Annotated in this window: 18 protein-coding genes; 7 read left to right on the forward strand and 11 right to left on the reverse strand. The window is 70.1% G+C overall.

What is annotated here, in order from left to right:
• Positions 1-10: 10 nt before the first annotated feature.
• A complete protein-coding gene (locus ACFYRH_RS20620) occupies positions 11-943 on the reverse strand; it encodes a 2-hydroxyacid dehydrogenase (protein ID WP_387777261.1) in 933 nt (310 codons plus the stop codon).
• Positions 944-1,019: 76 nt separating this feature from the next.
• Between ACFYRH_RS20620 and ACFYRH_RS20625 the strand changes: the two genes are divergently transcribed.
• From ACFYRH_RS20625 to ACFYRH_RS20640, 4 genes are all read left to right on the forward strand, one after another.
• Complete coding sequence (locus ACFYRH_RS20625; protein ID WP_387777264.1) at positions 1,020-2,399, forward strand: FAD-binding oxidoreductase; 1,380 nt, start codon at positions 1,020-1,022, stop codon at positions 2,397-2,399.
• Positions 2,396-3,682 (forward strand): class I SAM-dependent methyltransferase, encoded by a 1,287-nt coding sequence (locus ACFYRH_RS20630; protein ID WP_387777267.1) that lies wholly within the window; start codon positions 2,396-2,398, stop codon positions 3,680-3,682. The genes ACFYRH_RS20625 and ACFYRH_RS20630 overlap by 4 nt, the downstream gene beginning before the upstream one ends.
• A 42-nt stretch (positions 3,683-3,724) precedes the next feature.
• Positions 3,725-4,822, forward strand: a complete 1,098-nt coding sequence (locus ACFYRH_RS20635) for a PQQ-dependent sugar dehydrogenase (protein WP_387777270.1) — start codon at positions 3,725-3,727, stop codon at positions 4,820-4,822.
• A 73-nt stretch (positions 4,823-4,895) separates the two neighbouring features.
• Positions 4,896-5,429 (forward strand): general stress protein, encoded by a 534-nt coding sequence (locus tag ACFYRH_RS20640; RefSeq protein ID WP_387777273.1) that lies wholly within the window; start codon positions 4,896-4,898, stop codon positions 5,427-5,429.
• A 167-nt stretch (positions 5,430-5,596) separates the two neighbouring features.
• Here the strand turns inward: ACFYRH_RS20640 and gatB are convergent, their stop codons facing one another.
• Genes gatB through gatC form a run of 3 tightly spaced genes read right to left on the reverse strand, consistent with a single transcriptional unit; the run spans position 5,597 to position 8,894 of the window.
• Entirely contained in the window at positions 5,597-7,093 is a 1,497-nt protein-coding gene (gene gatB / locus ACFYRH_RS20645; RefSeq protein WP_387777276.1) for an Asp-tRNA(Asn)/Glu-tRNA(Gln) amidotransferase subunit GatB, read from the reverse strand.
• Entirely contained in the window at positions 7,090-8,595 is a 1,506-nt protein-coding gene (gene gatA, locus ACFYRH_RS20650; protein ID WP_387777279.1) for an Asp-tRNA(Asn)/Glu-tRNA(Gln) amidotransferase subunit GatA, read from the reverse strand. The genes gatB and gatA overlap by 4 nt, the downstream gene beginning before the upstream one ends.
• A gap of 2 nt (positions 8,596-8,597) precedes the next feature.
• Positions 8,598-8,894 (reverse strand): Asp-tRNA(Asn)/Glu-tRNA(Gln) amidotransferase subunit GatC, encoded by a 297-nt coding sequence (gene gatC, locus ACFYRH_RS20655; RefSeq protein ID WP_387777282.1) that lies wholly within the window; start codon positions 8,892-8,894, stop codon positions 8,598-8,600.
• Positions 8,895-9,103: 209 nt separating this feature from the next.
• On the opposite strand from gatC, the gene ACFYRH_RS20660 reads away from it, so the two are divergent.
• A complete protein-coding gene (locus tag ACFYRH_RS20660) occupies positions 9,104-9,748 on the forward strand; it encodes an amino acid-binding protein (RefSeq protein ID WP_387777285.1) in 645 nt (214 codons plus the stop codon).
• 325 nt (positions 9,749-10,073) lie between these two features.
• Here ACFYRH_RS20660 and ACFYRH_RS20665 read toward each other — a convergent pair whose 3' ends face one another.
• The 7 genes from ACFYRH_RS20665 to ACFYRH_RS20695 form a co-directional block, all read right to left on the reverse strand.
• Positions 10,074-10,298: a hypothetical protein gene (locus ACFYRH_RS20665; RefSeq protein ID WP_387777288.1), complete on the reverse strand. Its 225-nt coding sequence runs from the start codon at positions 10,296-10,298 to the stop codon at positions 10,074-10,076.
• A 17-nt stretch (positions 10,299-10,315) separates the two neighbouring features.
• The gene (locus ACFYRH_RS20670; RefSeq protein WP_387777291.1) at positions 10,316-11,812 is read right to left on the reverse strand and encodes a hypothetical protein; all 1,497 of its coding nucleotides are present in this window, start codon (positions 11,810-11,812) and stop codon (positions 10,316-10,318) included.
• 105 nt (positions 11,813-11,917) lie between these two features.
• Complete coding sequence (gene ligA / locus ACFYRH_RS20675) at positions 11,918-14,023, reverse strand: NAD-dependent DNA ligase LigA (RefSeq protein ID WP_387777294.1); 2,106 nt, start codon at positions 14,021-14,023, stop codon at positions 11,918-11,920.
• 35 nt (positions 14,024-14,058) lie between these two features.
• Complete coding sequence (locus ACFYRH_RS20680) at positions 14,059-15,036, reverse strand: methionine synthase vitamin-B12 independent (RefSeq protein ID WP_387777297.1); 978 nt, start codon at positions 15,034-15,036, stop codon at positions 14,059-14,061.
• Positions 15,033-16,121, reverse strand: coding sequence for a tRNA 2-thiouridine(34) synthase MnmA (gene mnmA, locus ACFYRH_RS20685; protein ID WP_387777300.1), 1,089 nt, complete (start codon positions 16,119-16,121; stop codon positions 15,033-15,035). The genes ACFYRH_RS20680 and mnmA overlap by 4 nt, the downstream gene beginning before the upstream one ends.
• Complete coding sequence (locus tag ACFYRH_RS20690) at positions 16,121-17,323, reverse strand: cysteine desulfurase family protein (RefSeq protein WP_387777303.1); 1,203 nt, start codon at positions 17,321-17,323, stop codon at positions 16,121-16,123. Before ACFYRH_RS20690 ends, mnmA begins: the two co-directional genes overlap by 1 nt.
• Positions 17,324-17,371: 48 nt before the next feature.
• On the reverse strand, positions 17,372-19,942 hold the full coding sequence (locus tag ACFYRH_RS20695; protein WP_387777306.1) for an ATP-binding protein: 2,571 nt from the start codon (positions 19,940-19,942) through the stop codon (positions 17,372-17,374).
• Positions 19,943-20,049: 107 nt separating this feature from the next.
• On the opposite strand from ACFYRH_RS20695, the gene ACFYRH_RS20700 reads away from it, so the two are divergent.
• The gene (locus ACFYRH_RS20700; protein WP_387777309.1) at positions 20,050-20,643 is read left to right on the forward strand and encodes a dihydrofolate reductase family protein; all 594 of its coding nucleotides are present in this window, start codon (positions 20,050-20,052) and stop codon (positions 20,641-20,643) included.
• Entirely contained in the window at positions 20,643-21,113 is a 471-nt protein-coding gene (locus ACFYRH_RS20705; protein WP_387777312.1) for a pyridoxamine 5'-phosphate oxidase family protein, read from the forward strand. Before ACFYRH_RS20700 ends, ACFYRH_RS20705 begins: the two co-directional genes overlap by 1 nt.
• Positions 21,114-21,166 lie beyond the last annotated feature (53 nt).

Here is a 21,166-nt window from a genome sequence, read left to right on the forward strand (position 1 = left end):
GTCCCTCCCTCTACCGTGGCGGCCCCGCCACCACATTGATCAGCGGCTCCCCGGACGCGTAGCGCTGCAGCTGCGCGCGCACCAGCCGGGCCACCCGCGGCGCGAACGCCGTCGAGGCACCGCCCCGGTGCGGATTGATCAGTACGTTCGGAGCAGACCACAGCGGATGTCCGGTGGGCAACGGCTCGGGATCCGTGACGTCCAGCGCGGCGCTGATCCGCCGGGTCCCGAGCTCGGCCAGCAACGCGTCGGTGTCCACCACGACACCGCGCGCGACGTTCACCAGCAGGGCGCCGTCCTTCATCCGGGCCAGGAAACTCGCGTCGACCATCCGCGTGGTCTCCGGCGTCGCCGGCGTCAACAGCACCACGACGTCCGCCCGTGGCAACAACTCCGGCAGCTCCGAGATCGGGTGTACGCCGTCCCGCGGGCGCCGCGCGACCCGGATCACGTCGCACTCGAAACCGGTCAGCCGCCGCTCGAGCGCCTCGCCGATCGCGCCGTATCCGAGAATCAGCACCGTCCGGTCCGCAAGGGAGTCGTCGACCTCGTCGTACGACGACGGCCAGATCTGCCGCTCCTGGTCGCGGACCGCCCGCGGCAGCCGCCGGTACGACGCGAGGATCAGCCCGACCGCCAGCTCGGCCGTGGACGCGTCGTGCACGCCGCGTGCGTTGCACAAGGTCACGCCGTCGCCGATCCGCGACTGCGCGTGCTCGAACCCGGCCGTCTGCAGTTGCACGACCTTCAGCGAAGGCATTTCCCGGATGACGTCGAACACGTCCCCGCCGCCCATGTAACTGGGCACGTAGAACTCCACCTCGGCGAGCGACTTCGGCCGCTCCGCACCGGAGTAGAAATCGACGTCGAACCCGTCCGGGACGCCGCCGAGGAACGCATCCGGGTCCTCCCACGGCAGCCATGTCTTCACCAACTCAGCCATGACCACGAACCTACTCGGCCCGCCGGACAGTTTGAACTCCCGTGCCGGCGGGCGAACACCGTCGTAGCATGGATCGGTGCCTTCGACATCGGATGTGACGGGGACGGTCGCACACGATCAAGCCGTCGGGCGGCTCCGGGAGTCGTACCAGCGGATCCCGCGGGGCGAGCCGGTCCGGCTGGCGAAGCGCAGCTCGAACCTGTTCCGCCCGCGAACCGAGCTCGACCGACCGGGGCTGGACGTGTCGAGGCTCACCGGCGTGATCAGCGTCGATCCGGCCGCGCGGACCGCCGACGTCCAGGGCATGTGCACCTACGAGGACCTGGTCGCGGCGACCCTGCCGCACGGGCTGACGCCGATGGTCGTGCCGCAGCTGAAGACGATCACGCTCGGCGGCGCGGTGACCGGACTCGGGATCGAGTCGTCGTCGTTCCGGGCCGGGCTGCCGCACGAGTCGGTGCTCGAGCTCGACATCCTCACCGGCGCCGGTGAGGTCGTGACCGCCCGCCCGACCGGCGAGCACGCGGACCTGTTCCGGATGTTCCCGAACTCCTACGGCACCCTCGGGTACGCGACCCGGCTGCGGATCGAGCTCGACCGGATCTCGCCGTACGTCGCCCTACGGCATGTCCGCGCCGGGCTCGACGACCTGGCCGCGGTGATCTCCGCGATCGTTGCTGACGGCACCTACGGCGGCGAGCCGGTGCACTTCCTCGACGGGGTCGCGTTCAGCCCGTCCGAGGTCTATCTCACGCTCGGGCGGAACAGCGACGCCGCGACCCGGACCAGCGACTACACCGGCCGGCAGATCTACTACCGCTCGATCCAGCAACGCCCGAAGGACGTCCTCACCGCGCACGACTACCTGTGGCGCTGGGACACCGACTGGTTCTGGTGCTCGGCCGCCTTCGGTGCCCAGCAGCCCGTCGTACGGCGGCTGTGGCCGCGGCGCTGGCGGCGCAGCGACGTGTTCCACAAGATCGTCGGCTTCGAGAACCGGCACCAGTTCGCGGCCAAGCTGAACCGGAGGCGCGGCCGCCCGGACCGCGAGCGGGTGGTCCAGGACGTGGAGATCCCGGTCGGCGAGCTGGCCGGATTCCTGCGCTGGTTCGACGCGAACGTCGGGATGCGCCCGGTCTGGCTCTGCCCGCTGCGCCTGCGCGGATCCGAGTCCTGGCCGCTGTACCCGCTGCGCCCCGGCGAGATCTACGTGAACGTCGGCTTCTGGGGCACCGTGCCGATCGCGCCCGGCGCCGCGGACGGCGACGTCAACCGCCGGATCGAGCAGGCCGTCGCGGACTTCGGCGGCCACAAATCGCTGTACTCCGACGCCTACTACGACCGGGAGACCTTCGACCGGCTCTACAACGTGCCGGCCCTGACCACGGTGAAACAACGCTACGACCCGAACGCCCGGCTCACCGGGCTCTACGAAAAGGCGGTGACGCGCCGATGACGACGCTTGCGACCCAGGTTTCGATCGCCGAAGCCCTCACGACCGTGCTCCCGGACGGGCTGCCGTTCCGGTTCACGGCGTACGACGGCAGCGGGGCCGGCCCCGACGACTCGCCGATCCACATGCACCTGGCCACCGAGCGCGGGCTGTCCTACATCCTGACCGCGCCGGGTGACCTCGGACTGGTCCGCGCGTACGTGATGGGCGATCTGGAGATCACCGGCGTCCACCCGGGCGACCCGTACGAGCTGATGCGGCTGATCCTCGACCAGTTCCATTTCCAGCGGCCGAAGGCGGCCGAGGCCCTCCGCATCCTCCGCGGGCTCGGCTGGAGCCACCTGAAGCCGCCGCCTCCGCCGCCGCAGGAGCACCTGCCGAAGTGGCGCCGTACGTTCGAAGGGCTGCGGCACTCGAAGGCGCGGGACCGGTCCGCGATCCACCACCACTACGACGTGTCGAACACGTTCTACGAGTGGGTGCTGGGGCCGTCGATGACCTACACCTGCGCGGTGTACCCGTCGCCGGACGCGACGCTGGAAGAGGCGCAGTTCGAGAAGTACGACCTGGTCGCGCGCAAACTCGACCTGAAGCCCGGCATGCGCCTGCTCGACGTCGGCTGCGGCTGGGGCGGGATGGTCCGGCACGCGGCCCGCGAGTACGGCGTCCAGGCGCTCGGCGTCACGCTGTCCGCGGCGCAGGCCGAGTGGGCGTCCGCCGCGATCAAGTCCGAGGGTCTGGAGGACCTGGCCGAGGTGCGGTACCTGGACTACCGCGACGTCCCCGAGCGGGACTTCGACGCGATCAGCTCGATCGGCCTGACCGAACACATCGGGGTGCGCAACTACCCGTCGTACTTCGGTTTCCTGCTCGACCGCCTACGCCCCGGCGGCCGCCTGCTCAACCACTGCATCACGCGGCCCGACAACCGTTTCCGCAACACCGGCGCCTTCATCGACCGCTACATCTTCCCCGACGGCGAGCTGATCGGCTCCGGCCGCATCATCTCCGAGGCCCAGGACGCCGGCTTCGAAGTCCGCCACGAGGAGAACCTCCGCGAGCACTACGCCCTCACCCTGGCCGCCTGGAACCGCAACCTCGTCGCCCACTGGGACGAGGCCGTCGCCGAGGTGGGTCCCGCCACCGCCAAGATCTGGGGCCTCTACCTGGCCGCCAGCCGAGCCGGCTTCGAACACAACACCATCCAACTCCACCAGGTCCTGGCCGTGAAGCCCGACGCCCGCGGCAACTCCCACTTCCCCCTTCGCCCCACCTGGGGCAGCTGAACCGAGCGCTACTTTGGGGGCAGGCGAGCGGAGGAGACTGGCGTGGGCGGTCGGGCGGCGGTGGTGGTGGCTGCGTTGGCGTTGGTGAGTGGGTGTTCGGAGGCGACTCCGAGTAGCAGCGGGTCGGCTTCGGCGCCGGTTGCTTCCGGTACGGCGGCGTCGGGTGCGGCGGTGTCGTTGACGGTGGCGTCGACTGTGGCTACGGGGATCCAGGTGCCGTGGGGGTTGACGTTCCTGCCGGACAAGAGTGCGTTGGTGGCTGAGCGGGACGCGGGCAAGATCAAGCGGATCGCCGACGGGCGAGTGAGCGATGTCGGGGCCGTGGACGGCGTCAAGGCGTCGTCCGAGGGTGGGCTGCTCGGGCTCGCGGTGGATCCGGGGTATCCGGGGAAGCCGTACATCTACGCGTACTACTCCAGCGGCGACGACAACCGGATCGCGCGGATCACGTACCAGAACGGGAAGCTGTCCGGCCAGCAGGTGATTCTCGACGGGATCCCGCAGGCGGCGATCCACAACGGCGGCCGGCTGCGGTTCGGGCCGGACGGGTACCTGTACGCCGGGACGGGCGACGGCTCGGATCGCCCGAACTCGCAGGACGACAACTCGCTCGGTGGCAAGATCCTGCGGATCACCACCGACGGCAAGGCCGCGCCCGGCAACCCGGACGGCCGGGTCTGGATCACCAAGGGCCACCGCAACGTCCAGGGTCTCGCCTTCGACGGGAACCAGCTGTACGCCGCGGAGTTCGGGCAGAACACCTGGGACGAGCTGAACGCGATCACTCCCGGCGCGAACTACGGCTGGCCCGCCGCCGAAGGCATCAGCCACCTGGACGGCATGACCGACCCGATCGCCCAGTGGCCGACGTCGGAGGCCTCACCGTCGGGGATCGCGTTTGCGCATGGGTACATCTTCATGGCGGGGCTGCGCGGCCGGCGACTCTGGGCGATACCTGTTGCCGGAGGCAAGCGAACCGGCGAGCCGCAGGCATTCTTCACCAACAAGTACGGGCGTTTGCGCACGGTCGAGGCCGCACCGGACGGATCGTTGTGGGTCACCACCTCCAACACCGACGGCCGCGGTCAGCCACGCGACGGCGACGACCGGATCCTCCGGGTGACGATCAGCACGTCCTGAGCAGTCAACCGTTTCAGCTCTTCGGGCGTCTGGTACTTGTTGAACAAACCCATGACCTGAGGAGGAGATCGGTATGCCGACCGGCCAGGCGTCTGGCGTCCCCAACAGCGTGATCGCAGCGGTGAGCAGATACGACGATGCTCAGCGAACAGTCGACTACTTGAGAAGCTTCGGGATGGACGCGAGGAGCCTGGAAGTCGTCGGCGCCGGTCTCCGGCAGGTCAGCAGACGCAGGCCGGTCCCGGTCGTGAAGCTGACCGCACTGGGTGCCTTGCAAGGCGCCCTTCTCGGCGTACTGACCGCGGTGTTCATCACGCTGGTCGCCGAGACCACCCTGACCGGGCTCGCCGTTGTCGTCTGGGGCTTCGTGTACGGCGTACTCGTCGGGACGCTCTGGGGTCTGTTCCGGGGGCTCGTCCGCAACCGTCCGGACCTCGTCAGCACCGAGATCCTGCCGACGCACTACGAGGTGCGCTGCCCGAGCGACGAGCTCAGCGTCGCGCAGACGTTGCTCGCGGACGCGGCCGACGTCGACGACGGCCGCGTCGAGCGCGGCGTGATCGCCGACGCCCCACACCCACCCGAGCAACATCGCGACGCCGCCTGACCGCTCGCCCCCGACCGCCCGACCGCTCGCCCGACCGCCCGACCGCCCGTCCGCCTGACCGTTTGAGGGGTTAACCCGGCCGGTGGTCCGTTACCCCGCGGCAGGCCGCATGCGAACCGGCCATTTCAGCGGTTCACCACTGAAATGGCCGGTCGTCAGGGTTGGGGTCAGATACCGAGTTTCTGGTTCAGCAGTTGGCGGACCTTGGCGGCGTCCGCCTGGCCGCGCATGTCCTTCATCACCGCGCCGATCAGCGCACCGGCCGCGGCCGGCTTCCCGGAGTTGACCTTCTCGACCACGTCCGGGTTGGCGGCGATCGCGCGGTCGATCGCCTCGATCAGCGCCGAGTCGTCCGACACCAGCGCCAGCCCACGCTTCTCGATGATCTCCGCCGGCGTCCCCTCGCCGGCGAGCAGACCCTCGAAGACCTGCCGCGCGAGCTTGTCGTTCAGCGTGCCGTCGTCGACCAGCTTCTGCACCTCGGCGACCTGCTCCGGACCGACGCCGAGCGCGTCCAGCTCCTGACCGGACTCGTTCGCCGAGCGGGCCAGTTCACCGAGCCACCACTTCTTCGCGGCCGCCGGGGTGACGCCGAGCTCGACGGTCGCCACGATCGGCTCGAGCGCGTTGCCGTTGACCACGTCGCGCATCTCGAGATCGGTGAACCCCCAGTCCTCCTGCAGCCGCGCCCGGCGTACCGAAGGAGCCTCGGGCAGAGTCGCGCGGAGTTCCTCGACCCACTCGCGGGACGGGGCGACCGGGACCAGGTCGGGCTCCGGGAAGTACCGGTAGTCGTCGGCGTCGGACTTCTCCCGGCCGGAGGTGGTGATGCCGGTGTCCTCGTGCCAGTGCCGGGTCTCCTGCAGGATCTTGCCGCCGGACGACAGGATCGCCGCCTGCCGGGTGATCTCGTAGGTGATCGCGCGCTCGACCGAGCGGAACGAGTTCACGTTCTTGGTCTCGGTCCGGGTGCCGAGGACCGTGGATCCGTGCGGCTTCAGCGAGACGTTCGCGTCGCAGCGCAGCGAGCCCTGGTCCATCCGGACGTCCGAAACGCCCAGCGAGAGCAGCAGATCGCGCAGCATGCTCACGTACGCCCGCGCGACCGCCGCGGCCTTGGCCGGCGGCACCTCGATCGTCTTGGTGACGATCTCGATCAGCGGGATGCCGGCCCGGTTGTAGTCGACCAGCGAGTGCGAGGCGCCGTGGATCCGTCCGGTCGCGCCACCGATGTGGGTGGACTTGCCGGTGTCCTCCTCCATGTGCGCGCGCTCGATGTCGATCCGGTACGTCTCGCCGTCGACGACGACCTCGGTCCAGCCGTTGTACGCGATCGGCTCGTCGTACTGCGAGGTCTGGAAGTTCTTCGGCATGTCCGGGTAGAAGTAGTTCTTCCGGGCGAACCGGCACCACTCGGCGATCTCGCAGTTCAGCGCCAGGCCGATCTTGATCGCGGACTCGACGGCCCGCGCGTTCACCACCGGCAGGGCGCCCGGCAGACCGAGGCAGACCGGGCAGGTCTGGGTGTTCGGCGGCGCGCCGAACTCGGTCGGGCAGCCGCAGAACATCTTCGACCGGGTGTTCAGCTCGACGTGCACCTCGAGCCCCAGCACGGGGTCGTACTGCGCCAGCGCGTCGTCGATCTCGAGAACCTCTGCAGTCATCGGGTCACCCCCAGCTCCGGAGCCTTGGTCATCAGTACGCCGCCCCACTGCTCGGCCAGCGCGGACTCGAGCGCGCCGCCGACCTTGTACAGCAGGTCGTCGCGCATCACCGGCGCCATCACGTGGAAGCCGACCGGCAGGTTGTCCTCGTCGGCCAGGCCGCACGGGAACGACGCGGCCGCGTTGCCGGCCAGGTTGGACGGGATCGTGCAGAGGTCGTTCTTGTACATCGCGATCGGGTCGTCGATCCGGTCGCCGATCGCGAACGCGGTCGTCGGGGTGGCCGGCGAGACCAGGACGTCGACCTGCTCGTAGGCGCTGGCGAAGTCGCGGGCGATCAGCGTCCGCACCTTCTGCGCCTGGCCGTAGTACGCGTCGTAGTACCCGCTCGAGAGCGCGTGCGTACCGAGGATGATGCGGCGCTTCACCTCGGCGCCGAAGCCGGCCTCGCGGCTCAGGCTGGTCACCGTCTCGGCGCTGTTCGTGCCGTCGTCGCCGACCCGCAGGCCGTACCGCATCGCGTCGAACTTGGCCAGGTTGGACGAGGCCTCGCTCGGCAGGATCAGGTAGTACGCCGGCAGCGCGTACTGGAAGTGCGGGCAGGAGACCTCGACCACCTCGGCGCCGAGCTTGGTGAGCAGCTCGACCGCCTCGTGGAAGCGGGCCTCGACACCCGGCTGATAGCCCTCGCCACCGAGCTCCTTCACGACACCGATCCGCAGACCGGCGACGTCACCGTTGCGCGCGGCCTCGACGACCGCCGGCACCGGCTGGTCGATCGAGGTCGAGTCCATCGGGTCGTGACCGGCGATCACCTCGTGCAGCAGCGCCGCGTCGAGCGTCGTCCGCGCACACGGACCGGGCGTGTCCAGACTCGAGGCCAGCGCGATCAGTCCGTACCGCGAGGTTCCGCCGTACGTCGGCTTGACCCCGACCGTTCCGGTGAAGGCACCGGGCTGGCGGATCGAGCCGCCGGTGTCGGTGCCGATCGCCAGCGGCGCCTCGTACGCCGCGATGGCCGCGGACGATCCACCGCCCGAACCACCCGGGATCCGGCTCAGGTCCCACGGGTTGTGCGTGGTGCCGTACGCCGAGTTCTCGGTGGAGGAACCCATCGCGAACTCGTCCATGTTGGTCTTGCCGAGAATGACGATCCCGGCCGCCTTCAACCGCTGCACGACGGTCGCGTCGTACGGCGGCTTCCAGCCCTCGAGGATCTTCGAGCCGGCGGTGGTCGGCACACCCTCCTGGGTGAGCACGTCCTTCAGCGCCAGCGGTACGCCGGCCAGCGGGGACAGCTGCTCGCCCGCGGCGCGCTTGTCGTCGACCGCCTTCGCCTGCGCGAGCGCACCGTCGGTGTCGACGTGCAGGAACGCGCGGACGTCACCGTCGACGGCGGCGATCCGGTCCAGGTGCGCCTGGGTGATCTCCACCGAACTGGCCTGCCCGGACGTCATCAGCTCCGAGAGCTCCGCCGCGGTCTTCCTGGTGAGGTCGCTCATGGTCAGTCCTCCTCCAGGATCCGCGGCACCCGGAAGCGCTGGTCCTCCTGGGCGGGCGCGCCGGAGAGCGCCTGCTCGGGCGTGAGGCACGGGACGTTCTCGTCGGCGCGCATCACGTTGGTCAGCGGCAGGGCGTGCGAGGTCGGCGGGATGTCGTCCGCCGCCACCTGGCTGACCTGCCCGACCAGTCCGATGATCTGGTCGAGCTGCGGCGCAAGGTGGTCGAGCTCGTCGTCGGAGAGCTCGATCCGCGCCAGTCGCGCCAGGTGCGCGACCTCTTCGCGGGTAATCGATGGCATGAACTGATCCAATGGGTCGTTGCCGGTGGTGACAGTGGTGACAGTCGTGGAGACACGACTGGTCACAGCTTAGTGGGCCCGCACCACCGTTTTCCGCGCCCCCTGACGTTCATCTGCCGGAGGCCCGGGCGTGTCCCACCTACCGCTCTGTAACATGGGCGGCGACAGGGCGTTACACGCAACGTGATCGGCTGGGAGATGATCGTTCGGTGTTCCTGCTGCGCTTGATCATCCCCGACCGGCCGGGGTCGCTCGGGGTTGTCTCGACGGCCCTCGGTGAGGTGAACGCCGACATCCACGCGATCGAGATCGTCGAGCACCGTCGTGAGAACGGCACCGCCGTCGACGACATCGTGGTCGACCTGCCGCCGGGTGTGCTGCCCGACCGCCTGGTCTCCGCCTGCAACAGCGTCCCGGACGTCGAGGTCATCTGGTTCTCGCGGTACGGCGCCGGTGGCGGACTGCACATGGACCTGGAAGCAGTCGAGCAGATGACGTCCGCGCCCACGGACGCGATCGACATCCTGGTCGAGCAGGCGCCGGCCGTGCTGCACGCGGACTGGGCAGCGCTGCTGGACGGCACCGGCAGCGAGGTGAAGGTCGCACTGGAGACCAGCGCGACGCCGGAGTTCGGCGACGTGGCGGGACGCTGGCTGCCGATGGAGAAGGCGAGCACGCTGGAAGCCCCTGACCACAAGGGACTCGCGGAGTCGGTGCTGGTTGCCGCCCCGCTGGAGTCCGAGCGCCGTGTGCTGGTCATCGGCCGTCGCGGCGGTCCCGAGTTCCTGGGCTCCGAGGTCGCACGTCTGTCGTACCTCGCCTCACTGGCAGTGACCATCCGCGCCACTTCCTGACACCCCACAGACACCCCCCTCCGCCCCCTCCGCCCCGCCCCCGCCCCCACCGACCGCCGCCTTTGGGGACTTCTGCTGGTCGATTCGGGTGCATGGCGCTCCCCGAACCACGCCGCCCGCGGGCGCGAGGCGGCAAGCGGGCAGGCCGGGGGCGTCGAGTGGGTGGCGAGCGGGGCTGGGGACTGTCTTTGGGTGCTGCGGACAGGTCATTCCGGGCTCCAGGGCCCCATTACCTGTGCACGCGCACGTGAAGTGGCCCGCGCTTGGCGGTTCGGGGTGGGTGTGGGAAGACCCCCGCTGGTGGGCGGGGGTCTTCAGGTGCTGCTCAGGTGAACTGGAAGTAGGCCAGCATCCACAGGGCCGCGATGATCAGCAGGACCACCACGCCGACCAGGACGACGATCAGGATCGCCTGGCTGTTACTGCCGTTCTTGTCCGGGAGGTCGAACTGGGTGGGGCCCCAGGCCCCACCGCCGTCGACACGCTTCAGGGCCTCCGGCGGTGGACTGACCACCGTCCGTGACTCCCGCTTCTCCCGGGGGAACTTCATCCAGCCTCCGCGCGCGCTCAGACGTAGAACGTCTCGTACTTGATCTCGACCTGCTGCGAGGAGTAGCTGTCCGAGCTGTTCCCTCTGATCTCGACCCGCCAACCGGCGACATAAGAAGCGTACGACTTCCCGTCGCTGTGCGCCTGGACGTACGCCTTCAGCGCCCCGAGATCGCCGCCCTTCAGGGCACCGAACGCGTCGTTCAGGCCGGCGTTCAGGGCCTTCTTGACGTCCCCGGCGTCGCCGGAGGCGCTCACCTGGAGGTCCTTGATGCCCTCGCCCTCGCTGGCGTACAGGTACACCCGCTGGTAGCCGAACTTGCCGATCTCCTTGGTGCAGGAGCTGGTGCAGACGTACTGCTTCGCCTTCAGCGCCGCGACCATCTGCGCCTCGGTGGTGTCGAAGGTCTTCTGCGGCAGGTCCAGCGCGTCCTCGCCGGACTTCCCGCCGGACAGCTCGAGGGAGTCGCCGTCGTTGCGCAGCTGGAACTCACCCCAGGTGCTGCCGACCTTCTCCGACTTCTGCCCGGTGGTGACCGCGTCCTGGATCTTCTTCACCTGGTCGCCGCCGAACGTGTCGTTGCCGACCGCCTGCAGCACCTGGTCGAAGACCACCTTGGCGTTGTTCAGGTTGTCTTCGTTCGCCGATTCGAAGCGCACCGCGATGATGGTGCCGTCCGGCTTGAACTGGAAGACCGCCTCGGCCTGCGCGGTGCCGTCGTACTTGAAGCAGCCGCGGTGCGCGCCCTGGCCGGTGTTGAACAGGTCGCTGCAGCCGAAACCGTTGCTCTGCAGCTTGTCGGTCGCAGCCTTGGCCTGACCGGTCGCGTTGCCGAGCTCACCGTTCTGGTTGTTACCGGTGGTCGGGCTGCCGTTGCCGCTCGGCTGCGTGGTCGTGGTCGGGTTCGATTCCGGGGTGTCGTCACCGCCGAGGAAACGCACGCCGAGGAAGATCAGCAGGCCGATCACCACGAGGCCGACCACACCGCCGCCGACGACCAGCGGCAGCTTCTCCTTGCTGATGCCTCCCGGGCCCTTGGAGCCGCCCGGACCGTCCGGCTGCCACTGCGGCTGCCCGGGCTGTCCGCCCTGCTGCTGGTGCCAACCGCTCTGCTGCTGTTGCTGCTGCGAGCGCTGACCCCACGACTGCTGCTGGTAGGCGCCGCCTTGCTGCTGGCCCCAACCACCCGCGGACTGCCCCTGCTGACCGGGCTGGTTCTGGCCGGGCTGGTCCTGCTGGCGCCCAGCCTGCTGTCCCCAGCCGCCACCCTGCTGCGGAGGCCGGCCCTGCTGCGGCGGCTGATTTTGCTGCGGCTGCTGCGGGGGCTGACCCTGCTGCGGGGGCTGCTGCGGCTGCTGTGGACGTTGTCCCCACCCGCCGCCCTGCCCCGGTGGCTGCTGTCCCCAGCCGCCACCTTGCTGCGGCGGCTGCTGGCCGCCTTGTCCCCCGTGCTGCCCGCCTGGCTGGCCCCCCGGCTGCCCAGGACCCCACGGTCCCTGCGGCGGCGTCGTCATATTTGCTCCTTTGGACCCACGTTCCGACGTGCAAAGCTAACAGTCCGACGGCTCAGGCCGGCCGCCGGATCCGTCGGGTTCGAAATGCTGTGCTCCGAAGGGTGCTCAGCCCTCGCCTGGCGCCGGGGTGGTCGCCACCGCGGCCGCCGCCTCCGCACCGTCGTCGAGCAGCACCCGGAACCCGGCCGCGTCCAGGATCGGTACGCCGAGCTGGACCGCCTTGTCGTACTTCGACCCCGGCGAGTCGCCCACGACCACGAAGGACGTCTTCTTCGACACCGAGCTCGCGACCTTCCCGCCGCGCCCGACGATCGCCTCGGTCGCCTCGTCCCGGCTGAAGCCCTCGACCGTCCCGGTCACCACGACCGACAGCCCGGTCAGCGTCTGCGGGAGCGTCGGGCCGGTGCGCTCCTCGCGCATCACCACGCCGGAGGCCTGCCACTTGTCCACGATCGCCTGGTGCCACGGCACCTGGAACCACTCGATCATCGCCTGCGCGATGGTCGGCCCGACGCCCTCGATCTCGGCCAACTGCTGCTCGCTCGCCGCCCGGACGTCGTCGATGTTGTCGAACACCTCGGTCAGCGCCACCGCCGCGGTCGGCCCGACGTGCCGGATCGACAGCGCCACCAGCACCCGGGACAACGGCTTGGCCTTGGCCTCCTCGAGGTTCGCGAGCAGTTTGCGCGCGTTCGCCGACAACGCACCGGCCTTGGTGGTGAAGAAGGGGCTCTCGGCCAGCTTCTCCTCGGTGAGCGCGAACAGGTCGCCCTCGTCCGCCAGCAGTCCACCGCTGATCAGGGCGTCAGCCGCCTTGAAGCCCAGCCCCTCGATGTCGAAGGCGGACCGCCCCGCCAGGTAGAACAATCGCTCCCGCAGTTGCCCCTGGCAGTACTGCGAATTCGGGCAGCGGATGTCGACGTCGGACTCCTTCGCCGGCGCCAGCTTCGTGTTGCACCACGGGCAGTGCGTCGGCATCTCCCAGGCCGGCAGGTCCTTCGGACGCAGGTCGACGACCGGCCCGAGCACCTCCGGGATCACGTCACCCGCCTTCCGCAGTACGACGGTGTCGCCCGGGCGGACGTCCTTGCGGGCGACCTCCTTGGCGTTGTGGAGCGTCGCGTACTCGACCGTCGACCCGGCGACGCGGACCGGCTCCATGTGCGCGAACGGGGTGACCCGGCCGGTGCGGCCGACGTTCACCTCGATCTCGATGAGCTTGGTGTTGACCTCTTCCGGCGGGTACTTGAACGCGATCGCCCAGCGCGGCGCGCTCGACGTGGAGCCGAGGGCGCGCTGCAGGTCCACCTCGTCGACCTTCACCACGACGCCGTCGATCTCGTGGTCGACCGAGTGCCGGTTCTCGCCGTAGTACGCGATGAAGTCGTTGACCTCGTCGAGCGTGCCGACCCTTCGGGCGCGGTCGCTGGTCGGCAGGCCCCACGCCTTCAGCTGCTCGTACGCCTCGGACAGCCGGCCGATGTGATGGCCGTCCACCTTGCCGAGGCCGTGCACGACGAACCGCAGCGGGCGACTGGCCGAGACCCGCGGGTCCTTCTGGCGCAGCGATCCGGCGGCACTGTTCCGCGGGTTGGAGAAGACGTCCTTGCCGGCCTCGACGAGCTGGGCATTGAGCTCCTCGAAGTCCTCGACGCGGAAGTAGACCTCGCCGCGGACCTCCAGGAACGCCGGGTGGTCCTTGCCGTCCAGCTTGTTCGGGATGCTCTTGATCGTGCGGACGTTGGGGGTGACGTCCTCGCCGGTGCGGCCGTCGCCGCGGGTGGCGCCGCTGACCAGCGTGCCGTTCTCGTACACCAGGTCGAGGGCGAGGCCGTCGACCTTGAGCTCGCAGAGGAACCCGCTGTCGTGGATCTGCTGGAGCGTCACCTCCCGCTCCAGCCGCTTGGCCCATGCCTCCATCTGCTCCGCGGAGAACGCGTTGGCGAGGCTCTCCATCCGCTGCGGGTGCTCGACCGGGGTGAACAGGGTGGAGATCGGTGCGCCGACCTTCTGGGTCGGCGAGTCCGGCGTGCGGAGCTCGGGATACTGCTCCTCGAGGTCCTGCAGCTCGTGCATCAGCGCGTCGAAGTCGGCGTCCGAGATGATCGGGGTGGCCAGGTAATACCGCGCGCGATGGTCCTCGATCTCCTTGCTCAGGGCCGCGTGACGCTCCAGAACCTCCGCGGGCGCAGGTGTCTCCTCCGTGCTCATGAGGAGAATTTACCGCTGGGCTCCGACAATTCCGCTCAGGCGTCGGCCGCTTCGCCGATCACGTCGACGATGTCCCGGAGGACTGTCAGCCGCGCTCTGGCATCGGCCGGTGACGGAGCGGCAGCCAACCCACAGGCGGGGGTGACGACGACGTCCTTCATCCGTTCGGGGTCGAGGCCGAGTTCGCGCCAGCGGCGGACGAGTGGCGCGGCCGCCTTCCTCGGGTCGGGTACGGCGCCGGTCGTCGGCACCAGGCCGGCGTACAGCGTGGTCCCGGCCTCGACGGCGGCGGCGATCTGGTCCCACGCGGCGGTGTTCAACAGCGAGACGTCGACCGCGACGCCCGAGGCGCCGGCCTTCGTGAAGACCTCGATCGGCGGACGGGCGGCGCAGCAGTGGACGACAGTGGGCGCGTCCGCGGTGAACAGGCTGAGCAGCTCAACAGCCCCCGGCCCGTCGACCGACCGATGTTTGCCCCAACCGGACGCCGTCGGCACCGCGCCGGCAAGTACGGCGGGCAGTCCGGGCTCGTCCAGCTGCAAGACGACGTCAGCGCCCGGCACCCGCTTGCGGACCTCGGCCAGGTGCTGCTGCACGCCATCCGCGAGTGCCTGCGCCAGATCACGCCGCGCGCCGTAGTCCGCGAGCACCTTGTCGCCACGCGGCCGCTCGATCGCCGCAGCGAGCGTCCAGGGCCCGGTGACCTGCACCTTCAGCGGACCCTCGTACCCGTCGCCGTACTCCTCCAGCACGTCCAGGTCTTCCTTCAGCAGCGCCCTTGCCCGCCGCTGGTCCAGACTGGCCCGCGCGTCCCCACCACCCGTCAGCCGCCACCCGACCGGCTGCAGATCCGCAGCCAGCTCGGTCAGTACGGCGACAGTCCGGCTCAGCATGTCGCCGTACGGACGCGCGGCCAACTCCGGGAGGAACGGGATGTCCACCAGCTCGAGCACGGCGCGCATCCACTCGCGAATGTCGTCGCCCGGGACAGATCCCAGACCGGTCGTGCTCATACGGCAGCGGTGGCGCGCTGGACGGTGTCGATGGTGGCGGAGCCGATGACGCGTGTGCCGTCGTACAGGACGACTGCCTGGCCCGGCGCGACGGCGGACGTCGGCTCGGTGAAGGTGACCTGGACCAGGCCGTCCTCGACGCGGGCGGTCACGGCAACCTCCTCGCCGTGCGCGCGCAGCTGCGCCTTCACGTGCAACTCCTCGGTCGGCGCGGGACCGCACCAGCGAGGCTTGGACGCCGTCAACTGCGACACCGCGAGCTCCTCGCGCGACCCGACCGTGACGGTCCGGTCGACCGGCGAGATGTCCAGCACGAACCGCGGCTTGCCGTCCGCGGCCGGCGTACCGATCCGGAGGCCCTTGCGCTGCCCGATGGTGAATCCGTGCGTGCCCTGGTGCTCGCCGAGCTTGTTGCCCTGCGCATCGACGATGTCACCCGGCGACTCGCCGAGCTGCGCGCCGAGGAACCCGGCGGTGTTGCCGTCGGCAATGAAGCAGATGTCGTGGCTGTCCGGCTTGGCCGCCACCGACAGCCCGCGCCGGGCGGCCTCCTCACGGATCTCGGTCTTGACCGTGTCGCCGAGCGGGAAGAACGCGTGCGCGAGCTGCTCCTGGGTCAGGACGCCGAGCACGTACGACTGGTCCTTCGCCGGATCGACCGCCCGGTGCAGCTCCCGGCCCTCGGCCGTGTCCACGATCCGCGCGTAGTGCCCGGTCACCACCGCGTCGAAGCCGAGCGCCAGCGCCCGCTCCAGGACGGCGCTGAACTTGACCTTCTCGTTGCACCGCAGGCACGGGTTCGGCGTGCGCCCGGCGGCGTACTCACTGACGAAGTCCTCGACCACGTCGGCGTGGAACCGCTCGGCCAGGTCCCAGACGTAGAACGGGATGCCGATCACGTCCGCGGCCCGGCGGGCGTCGCGGGAGTCCTCGATCGTGCAGCAGCCGCGCGCGCCGCTGCGGTACGACTGCGGGTTCCGGCTGAGCGCCAGGTGCACTCCGGTCACGTCGTGCCCGGCCTCGGCCATCCGGGCGGCCGCGACCGCCGAGTCGACCCCGCCGGACATGGCGGCGAGTACCCGCATCAGCTGTTCCTTCCCACGTTCTGCAGGCCGGCGGACTTCGCCCGCTCCACGACCGGCCCGATGTTCTCCAGTACGGCGTCGACGTCGGCGCGCGTACTCGTGTGCCCGAAGGTGAACCGCAGCGAGCCGCGGGCCCGCTGGTCGTCGTACCCCATCGCCAGCAGGACGTGGCTCGGCTCGGCCACCCCGGCGTTGCACGCGGACCCGGTGGACACCTCGATCCCGCGCGCGTCGAGCAGCAACAACAGCGAGTCGCCCTCGCAGTCGCTGAAGGACAAGTGTGCGTTACCGGGCAAGCGGCCGGTCGGGTCGCCGGACAGCTGCGCGCCCTCGACCGTGCCGGTGATGCCGTGGATCAGCGCGTCGCGCAGCTCGGTGAGCCGCCGTGCCTCGTCCGCCTGGTGCTTGATCGCGTGCTCGGCCGCGACCGCGAACCCGGCCGTCGCGGGTACGTCGAGCGTGCCGGAGCGCACGTCGCGCTCCTGTCCCCCGCCGTGCAGGATCGGCGTCAGCTTGGTCTCCTTGTGCACGACCAGCGCCCCGATCCCGTACGGACCGCCGAGCTTGTGCGCGGACACCGTCATCGCGTCCACACCGAGCTCGGTGAAGTCCACCGGCACCTGCCCGATCGCCTGCACGGCATCGGTGTGCACGGGTACGCCGTACTCCTGCGCGATCGCCGCGATCTCGCGGACCGGCTGGAGCGTGCCGACCTCGTTGTTCGCCATCATCACTGTGACGAACGACACGGACTCCGGGTCGCTCTCGATCGCCCGGCGGACGTCGTCCGGCGCGACCCGGCCGAGCTCGTCGACCGGGAGCCACTCGATCTCGGCCTTCTCGTGCTGGGCCAGCCAGATCGCCGGGTCGAGGACAGCGTGGTGCTCGATACCGCTCAGCAGGATCCGGCGGCGCCGCGGGTCCTCGGCCAGGCGGGCCCACCACAGCCCCTTCAGCGCGAGGTTGTCGGCCTCCGTACCGCCGGAGGTGAAGACGATCTCGCTCGGCTGCGCTCCCAGGCCTGCCGCGATCGACTCGCGGGCCTCCTCGACCGTCCGCCGGCCGCAGCGGCCGGAGCCGTGCAGGGACGACGCGTTGCCGGTGCGCGTGAGGTGATGGGTCATCGCCTCGATCGCGGCCGGGAGCATCGGGGTCGTCGCCGCGTGGTCCAGGTACACCGTGCGACGGTCGGAAGTAGCCATAACGACTTCAAGGGTATGTCCGCCGCCGTTGTTCCCGCTTGCCGGGACTCATCTGCACAGATCGAGCGTGTGCTCGGCCTCGAACCGGGCTCCGAGCGTCCCGAACCGCTCGGCAGCCTCCCGCAGCAGCTTCCGGTCCCCGGTGAGCCGGCCCCGGCCCCGCTGCACCGCGGCGCCTACCCAGGCGTTCTGGTCCGCGCCGCGCGCGGCGCGTTCGAGGTGATCGGCGGCGTCGGGGTGACCGGCAACGACGGCCAACTCGGCCCCCGCGGCATGTGCGTAGCCTTCCCACCACGGCTCCGGGAACGACGCGGTGGCCCGCTCGACGGGCCGGTCGGCCTCGCCCGGGTACTCGTGCAGCGCCAGGCGGGCCGCGACGAACGCCGCGTTGGCCGCCAGGCTGGGCGAGTCCGCAGCGTCGGACACCCGCGCCATCTCCAGCGCCCGCGCCTGCCAGACCTCGGCGAGCCCGGTCCCGAGCAGTCCGTGGGCGAGCGCCGCACAGGACGCGCCGGACGCCATCCACGCGTGCGGCGGGCAGCCGGCGGCGCGCCAGCCGGCCCACATCGCGTCCGCCGTCCTGATCGCCTCGTCGAAGAGGCCGGCGAGCGCGAACGCCCGGACCTTGCGCGGCGCCGTGATGAACGGTTGCGACTGCGCCGGATCCACCGTCAACCGCGCCAGCCGAACGGCCTCGGCCACGTCCCCGACCGCGACCGCGGTGGTCGAGGCGACGTGGAACGCGTCCACGATCTCCGCGACCGCCCGTGGATCGTGCTCGGGCAAGGTCTCGGCCAGCACCATCCGCTCCGCGGCCGCGGTCCGCGCGTCGCGGAACCGTCCGGCCGCGGCGAGCGCCGTCCCGTAGACATCGAGCGCGTTCAGGATCGTCAACGGATCACCGGACTCCCGAGCCGCCGCGACCGCCGCCTCGGCCAGCGGGAGATCCGGCCGATGCACCCACGCCCGGGCCACCCGGACCGCGGCCGTGTCCCCGGCGAGCAGACTCTCGCCACCATCAGCCGGCGGCGGTACGGCGACCTCGTAGCGGTTCACGATCATCACAGCGGTCGCCAGCGCCTCTCGCCGTACCGCTTCGTTGCCCTCGGCGGCCGCGCGTTCGGCGGCTCGGAGCATCAGGTGGTACGACTCCGTGCCGTCTGCGATCACCTGCGTCGCGTCGGCCGCGTCGCGCAGGTCGGCGTACAACTCGGTCGCGTTGGTGGCCTGCGAGGCGGCGCTGAGGTAGTGATCGTGCGCTTCGAGGAATCGCCTGCGGGCGAAGGTCAGGTGCGCGAGCTTGCGCGCGAGATCTCGGGTGGCGCTGCCCGCCGCCCGGAGGTCCGGAGCGATCAGGTCGAACTCCTGGCGCCAGTCCTGCTCGTCCACCAGTCGCTGTTCCAGGCGGGTGGCGGACCGGTCGGCCCACGCCACATGCAGTGCGGCGACCTCGTCGTACTCGTCCTTGAGCTGTTCGAGGGCGAAGACGCGCACTGTCTCGAGCATTCGCCACCGGCTCGTCCCAGCGTGCTGGCTGCGGTGGAGCAGGCTCTTGTCGGTCAGGCGACCGAGCAGGTCGCTGAGCTTGCTCATGGTGCTGTCCGGCGTCACACCGGCCGCAGCGGTCAGATCGAACCCACCAACGAACACACCCAGCCGCCGGAACAGCTGTCTCTCGTCCTCATCCAGCAGGTCGTAACTCCACCCCATCACCTGCGCCAGCGAGCTGTGCCGACCGTCAGCACCCCGCCCGCCCGACAGCAAGCGCAGCCGATCGTCCAGCGCGGCCAGCAACCCATCAGCTCCCAGCGAACCGGCCCGCGCCGCGGCCAACTCGATAGCCAGCGGTACGCCGTCCAGCTCGGCGCACACCTTCTCTGCCAACTGACCGTCTTCAGCCAACTCTGGTGCGACCAACGCAGCACGCTCGCGGAACAGCTGCACCGCCTCACTCAGCGGACCGAGCTGTACCGGCCGCTCCCCCGCCACACCGAGCCGCTCCCGACTCGTCGCCAGTACTGCGGTCTCAGGCGCTTCGGTGAGAATGCGGGACACCAGCGCGGCCACGTCGTCCAGTAGGTGCTCGCAGTTGTCCAGCACGAGCAGCGTGCGTCCGCGCCTGAGTCTTTCGACCACTGCGTCCGCCAGGGGCTGGGGTGGTTGCTCGCTGACCTGGAGTGCTTCAGCGACCGCCGTGACGACGAAGCCCGGACGCACCGGAACCAGATCGACGACCGCACCGCCATACGGATAGCTGTCCGCGACGTCGGCTGCCACGCGCAGGGCGAGACGGGTCTTTCCGACACCGCCTGGTCCGAGGAGGCTGACGAGACGGTTGCTCCCCAGGGCCCGGGTCAGGTCCGCGCGGTCCTGCTCACGGCCGATGAAGCTCGTGCTGGGACCGGTCGGCACACTGAAGCCCGCCGGCTGTGCACCGGCGAGCGCGGCGAGTTCGCGCCGGTCCGCGACGCCGTACTTGCGGAGCAGCGACGAGATGTGGCTCTCGACGGTCCGGACGCTGATGTGCAGCCGGTGGGCGATCTGCGCGTTCGAGCGGTCCCCGGCGAGCGCCGCGAGTACCTCGGCCTCGCGCGCCGACACGTCCTTCGGGCCAGTCACCCGCCCATCATCCGCGATCAGTGGTGCTTCCGTGGTCGCCACGGACGACATTGCGTGGTCCCGGCTCCGAAGGTGGAGACATCACCTCTCAGAACCAGGAGAAGACCATGGGACGAGTACTGCTGGACATCACGATGTCGCTCGACGGCTTCGTCACCGGGCCCGGCGCGGACCTCGCGCACGGGCTCGGGATCGGCGGCGAACCGCTGCACGACTGGCTCTCCGGCGGGGACGCCGCGGACCAGGAGGCGTTCGCGCTGACGATGACCGACATCGGCGCCGTCCTGATGGGACGGCGGACGTTCGACGTCATCGACGGTCCGCAGGGCTGGAACGCGGACGCGACGAGTGCCGAGCGACCGGCGATCTTCGTCGTCACGTCGAACCCGCCGAGCCGGGTCCGGATGGACGGCTGGTTCGAGTTCGTCACCGACGGCCTCCGACCGGCCCTGAAGCTCGCTCGGGACGCCGCGGGCGCGAAGGACGTGATGATCATGGGCGGCGGCCACCTGTGCAGGCAGTACCTGTACGCCGGTCTCGTCGACGAACTGCGAATCCACGTCGCGCCGATCGTGCTCGGTGACGGCACCCCGTTGTTCGAGCGCACCAGGCTGACGCCGATCCGCCTGACCCTCCGGGATGCCGTGGGTACGCCGAACGCCACCCACCTCACGTACGCCGTGACCCCTCAGGAGCCGTGATGTCACAAGAGATCCTCGACCAGCGCGCCGCGGCAGTCGTCGAAGCGAACAAGTACCTGACGCTCGGCACGGTGGATGCCGACGGGCTGCCCTGGGTCACGCCGGTCTACTTCACCCCGGACGGCAACGACACGTTCTACTGGGCGTCCTCGCCGGACGCGCTGCATTCCCGCAACCTCGCTCACCAGTCGGTCGTCAGCATCGCGATCTTCGACTCGAGCGTGCCGATCGGCGGTGCGTCGGCGGTCTACTTCCGCGCCGAGGCCGGCCTGGTCCCTGACGACGAGCTGGACGACTGCGCGACCCTGTATGCCTCGCGGTACCCCGAACTGCGCGCGTACTCCGCCGACGAACTGCTCAGCGACCTGCGCCTGTACCGCGCCCGCGCCACGGCGCACTGGGTGCTGGTCCGCGGCAGCGACCCGGACTGCGGCACGGGGATCGACGGACGGCGGGCGGTTTGGACGTGATGACCCACTGAGATGACCCACTGACCGGTCATCCTTCCGGTGAACGAGATCTT

It is taken from the genome of Kribbella sp. NPDC004875, from assembly GCF_042873375.1.
GTDB lineage: Bacteria > Actinomycetota > Actinomycetes > Propionibacteriales > Kribbellaceae > Kribbella.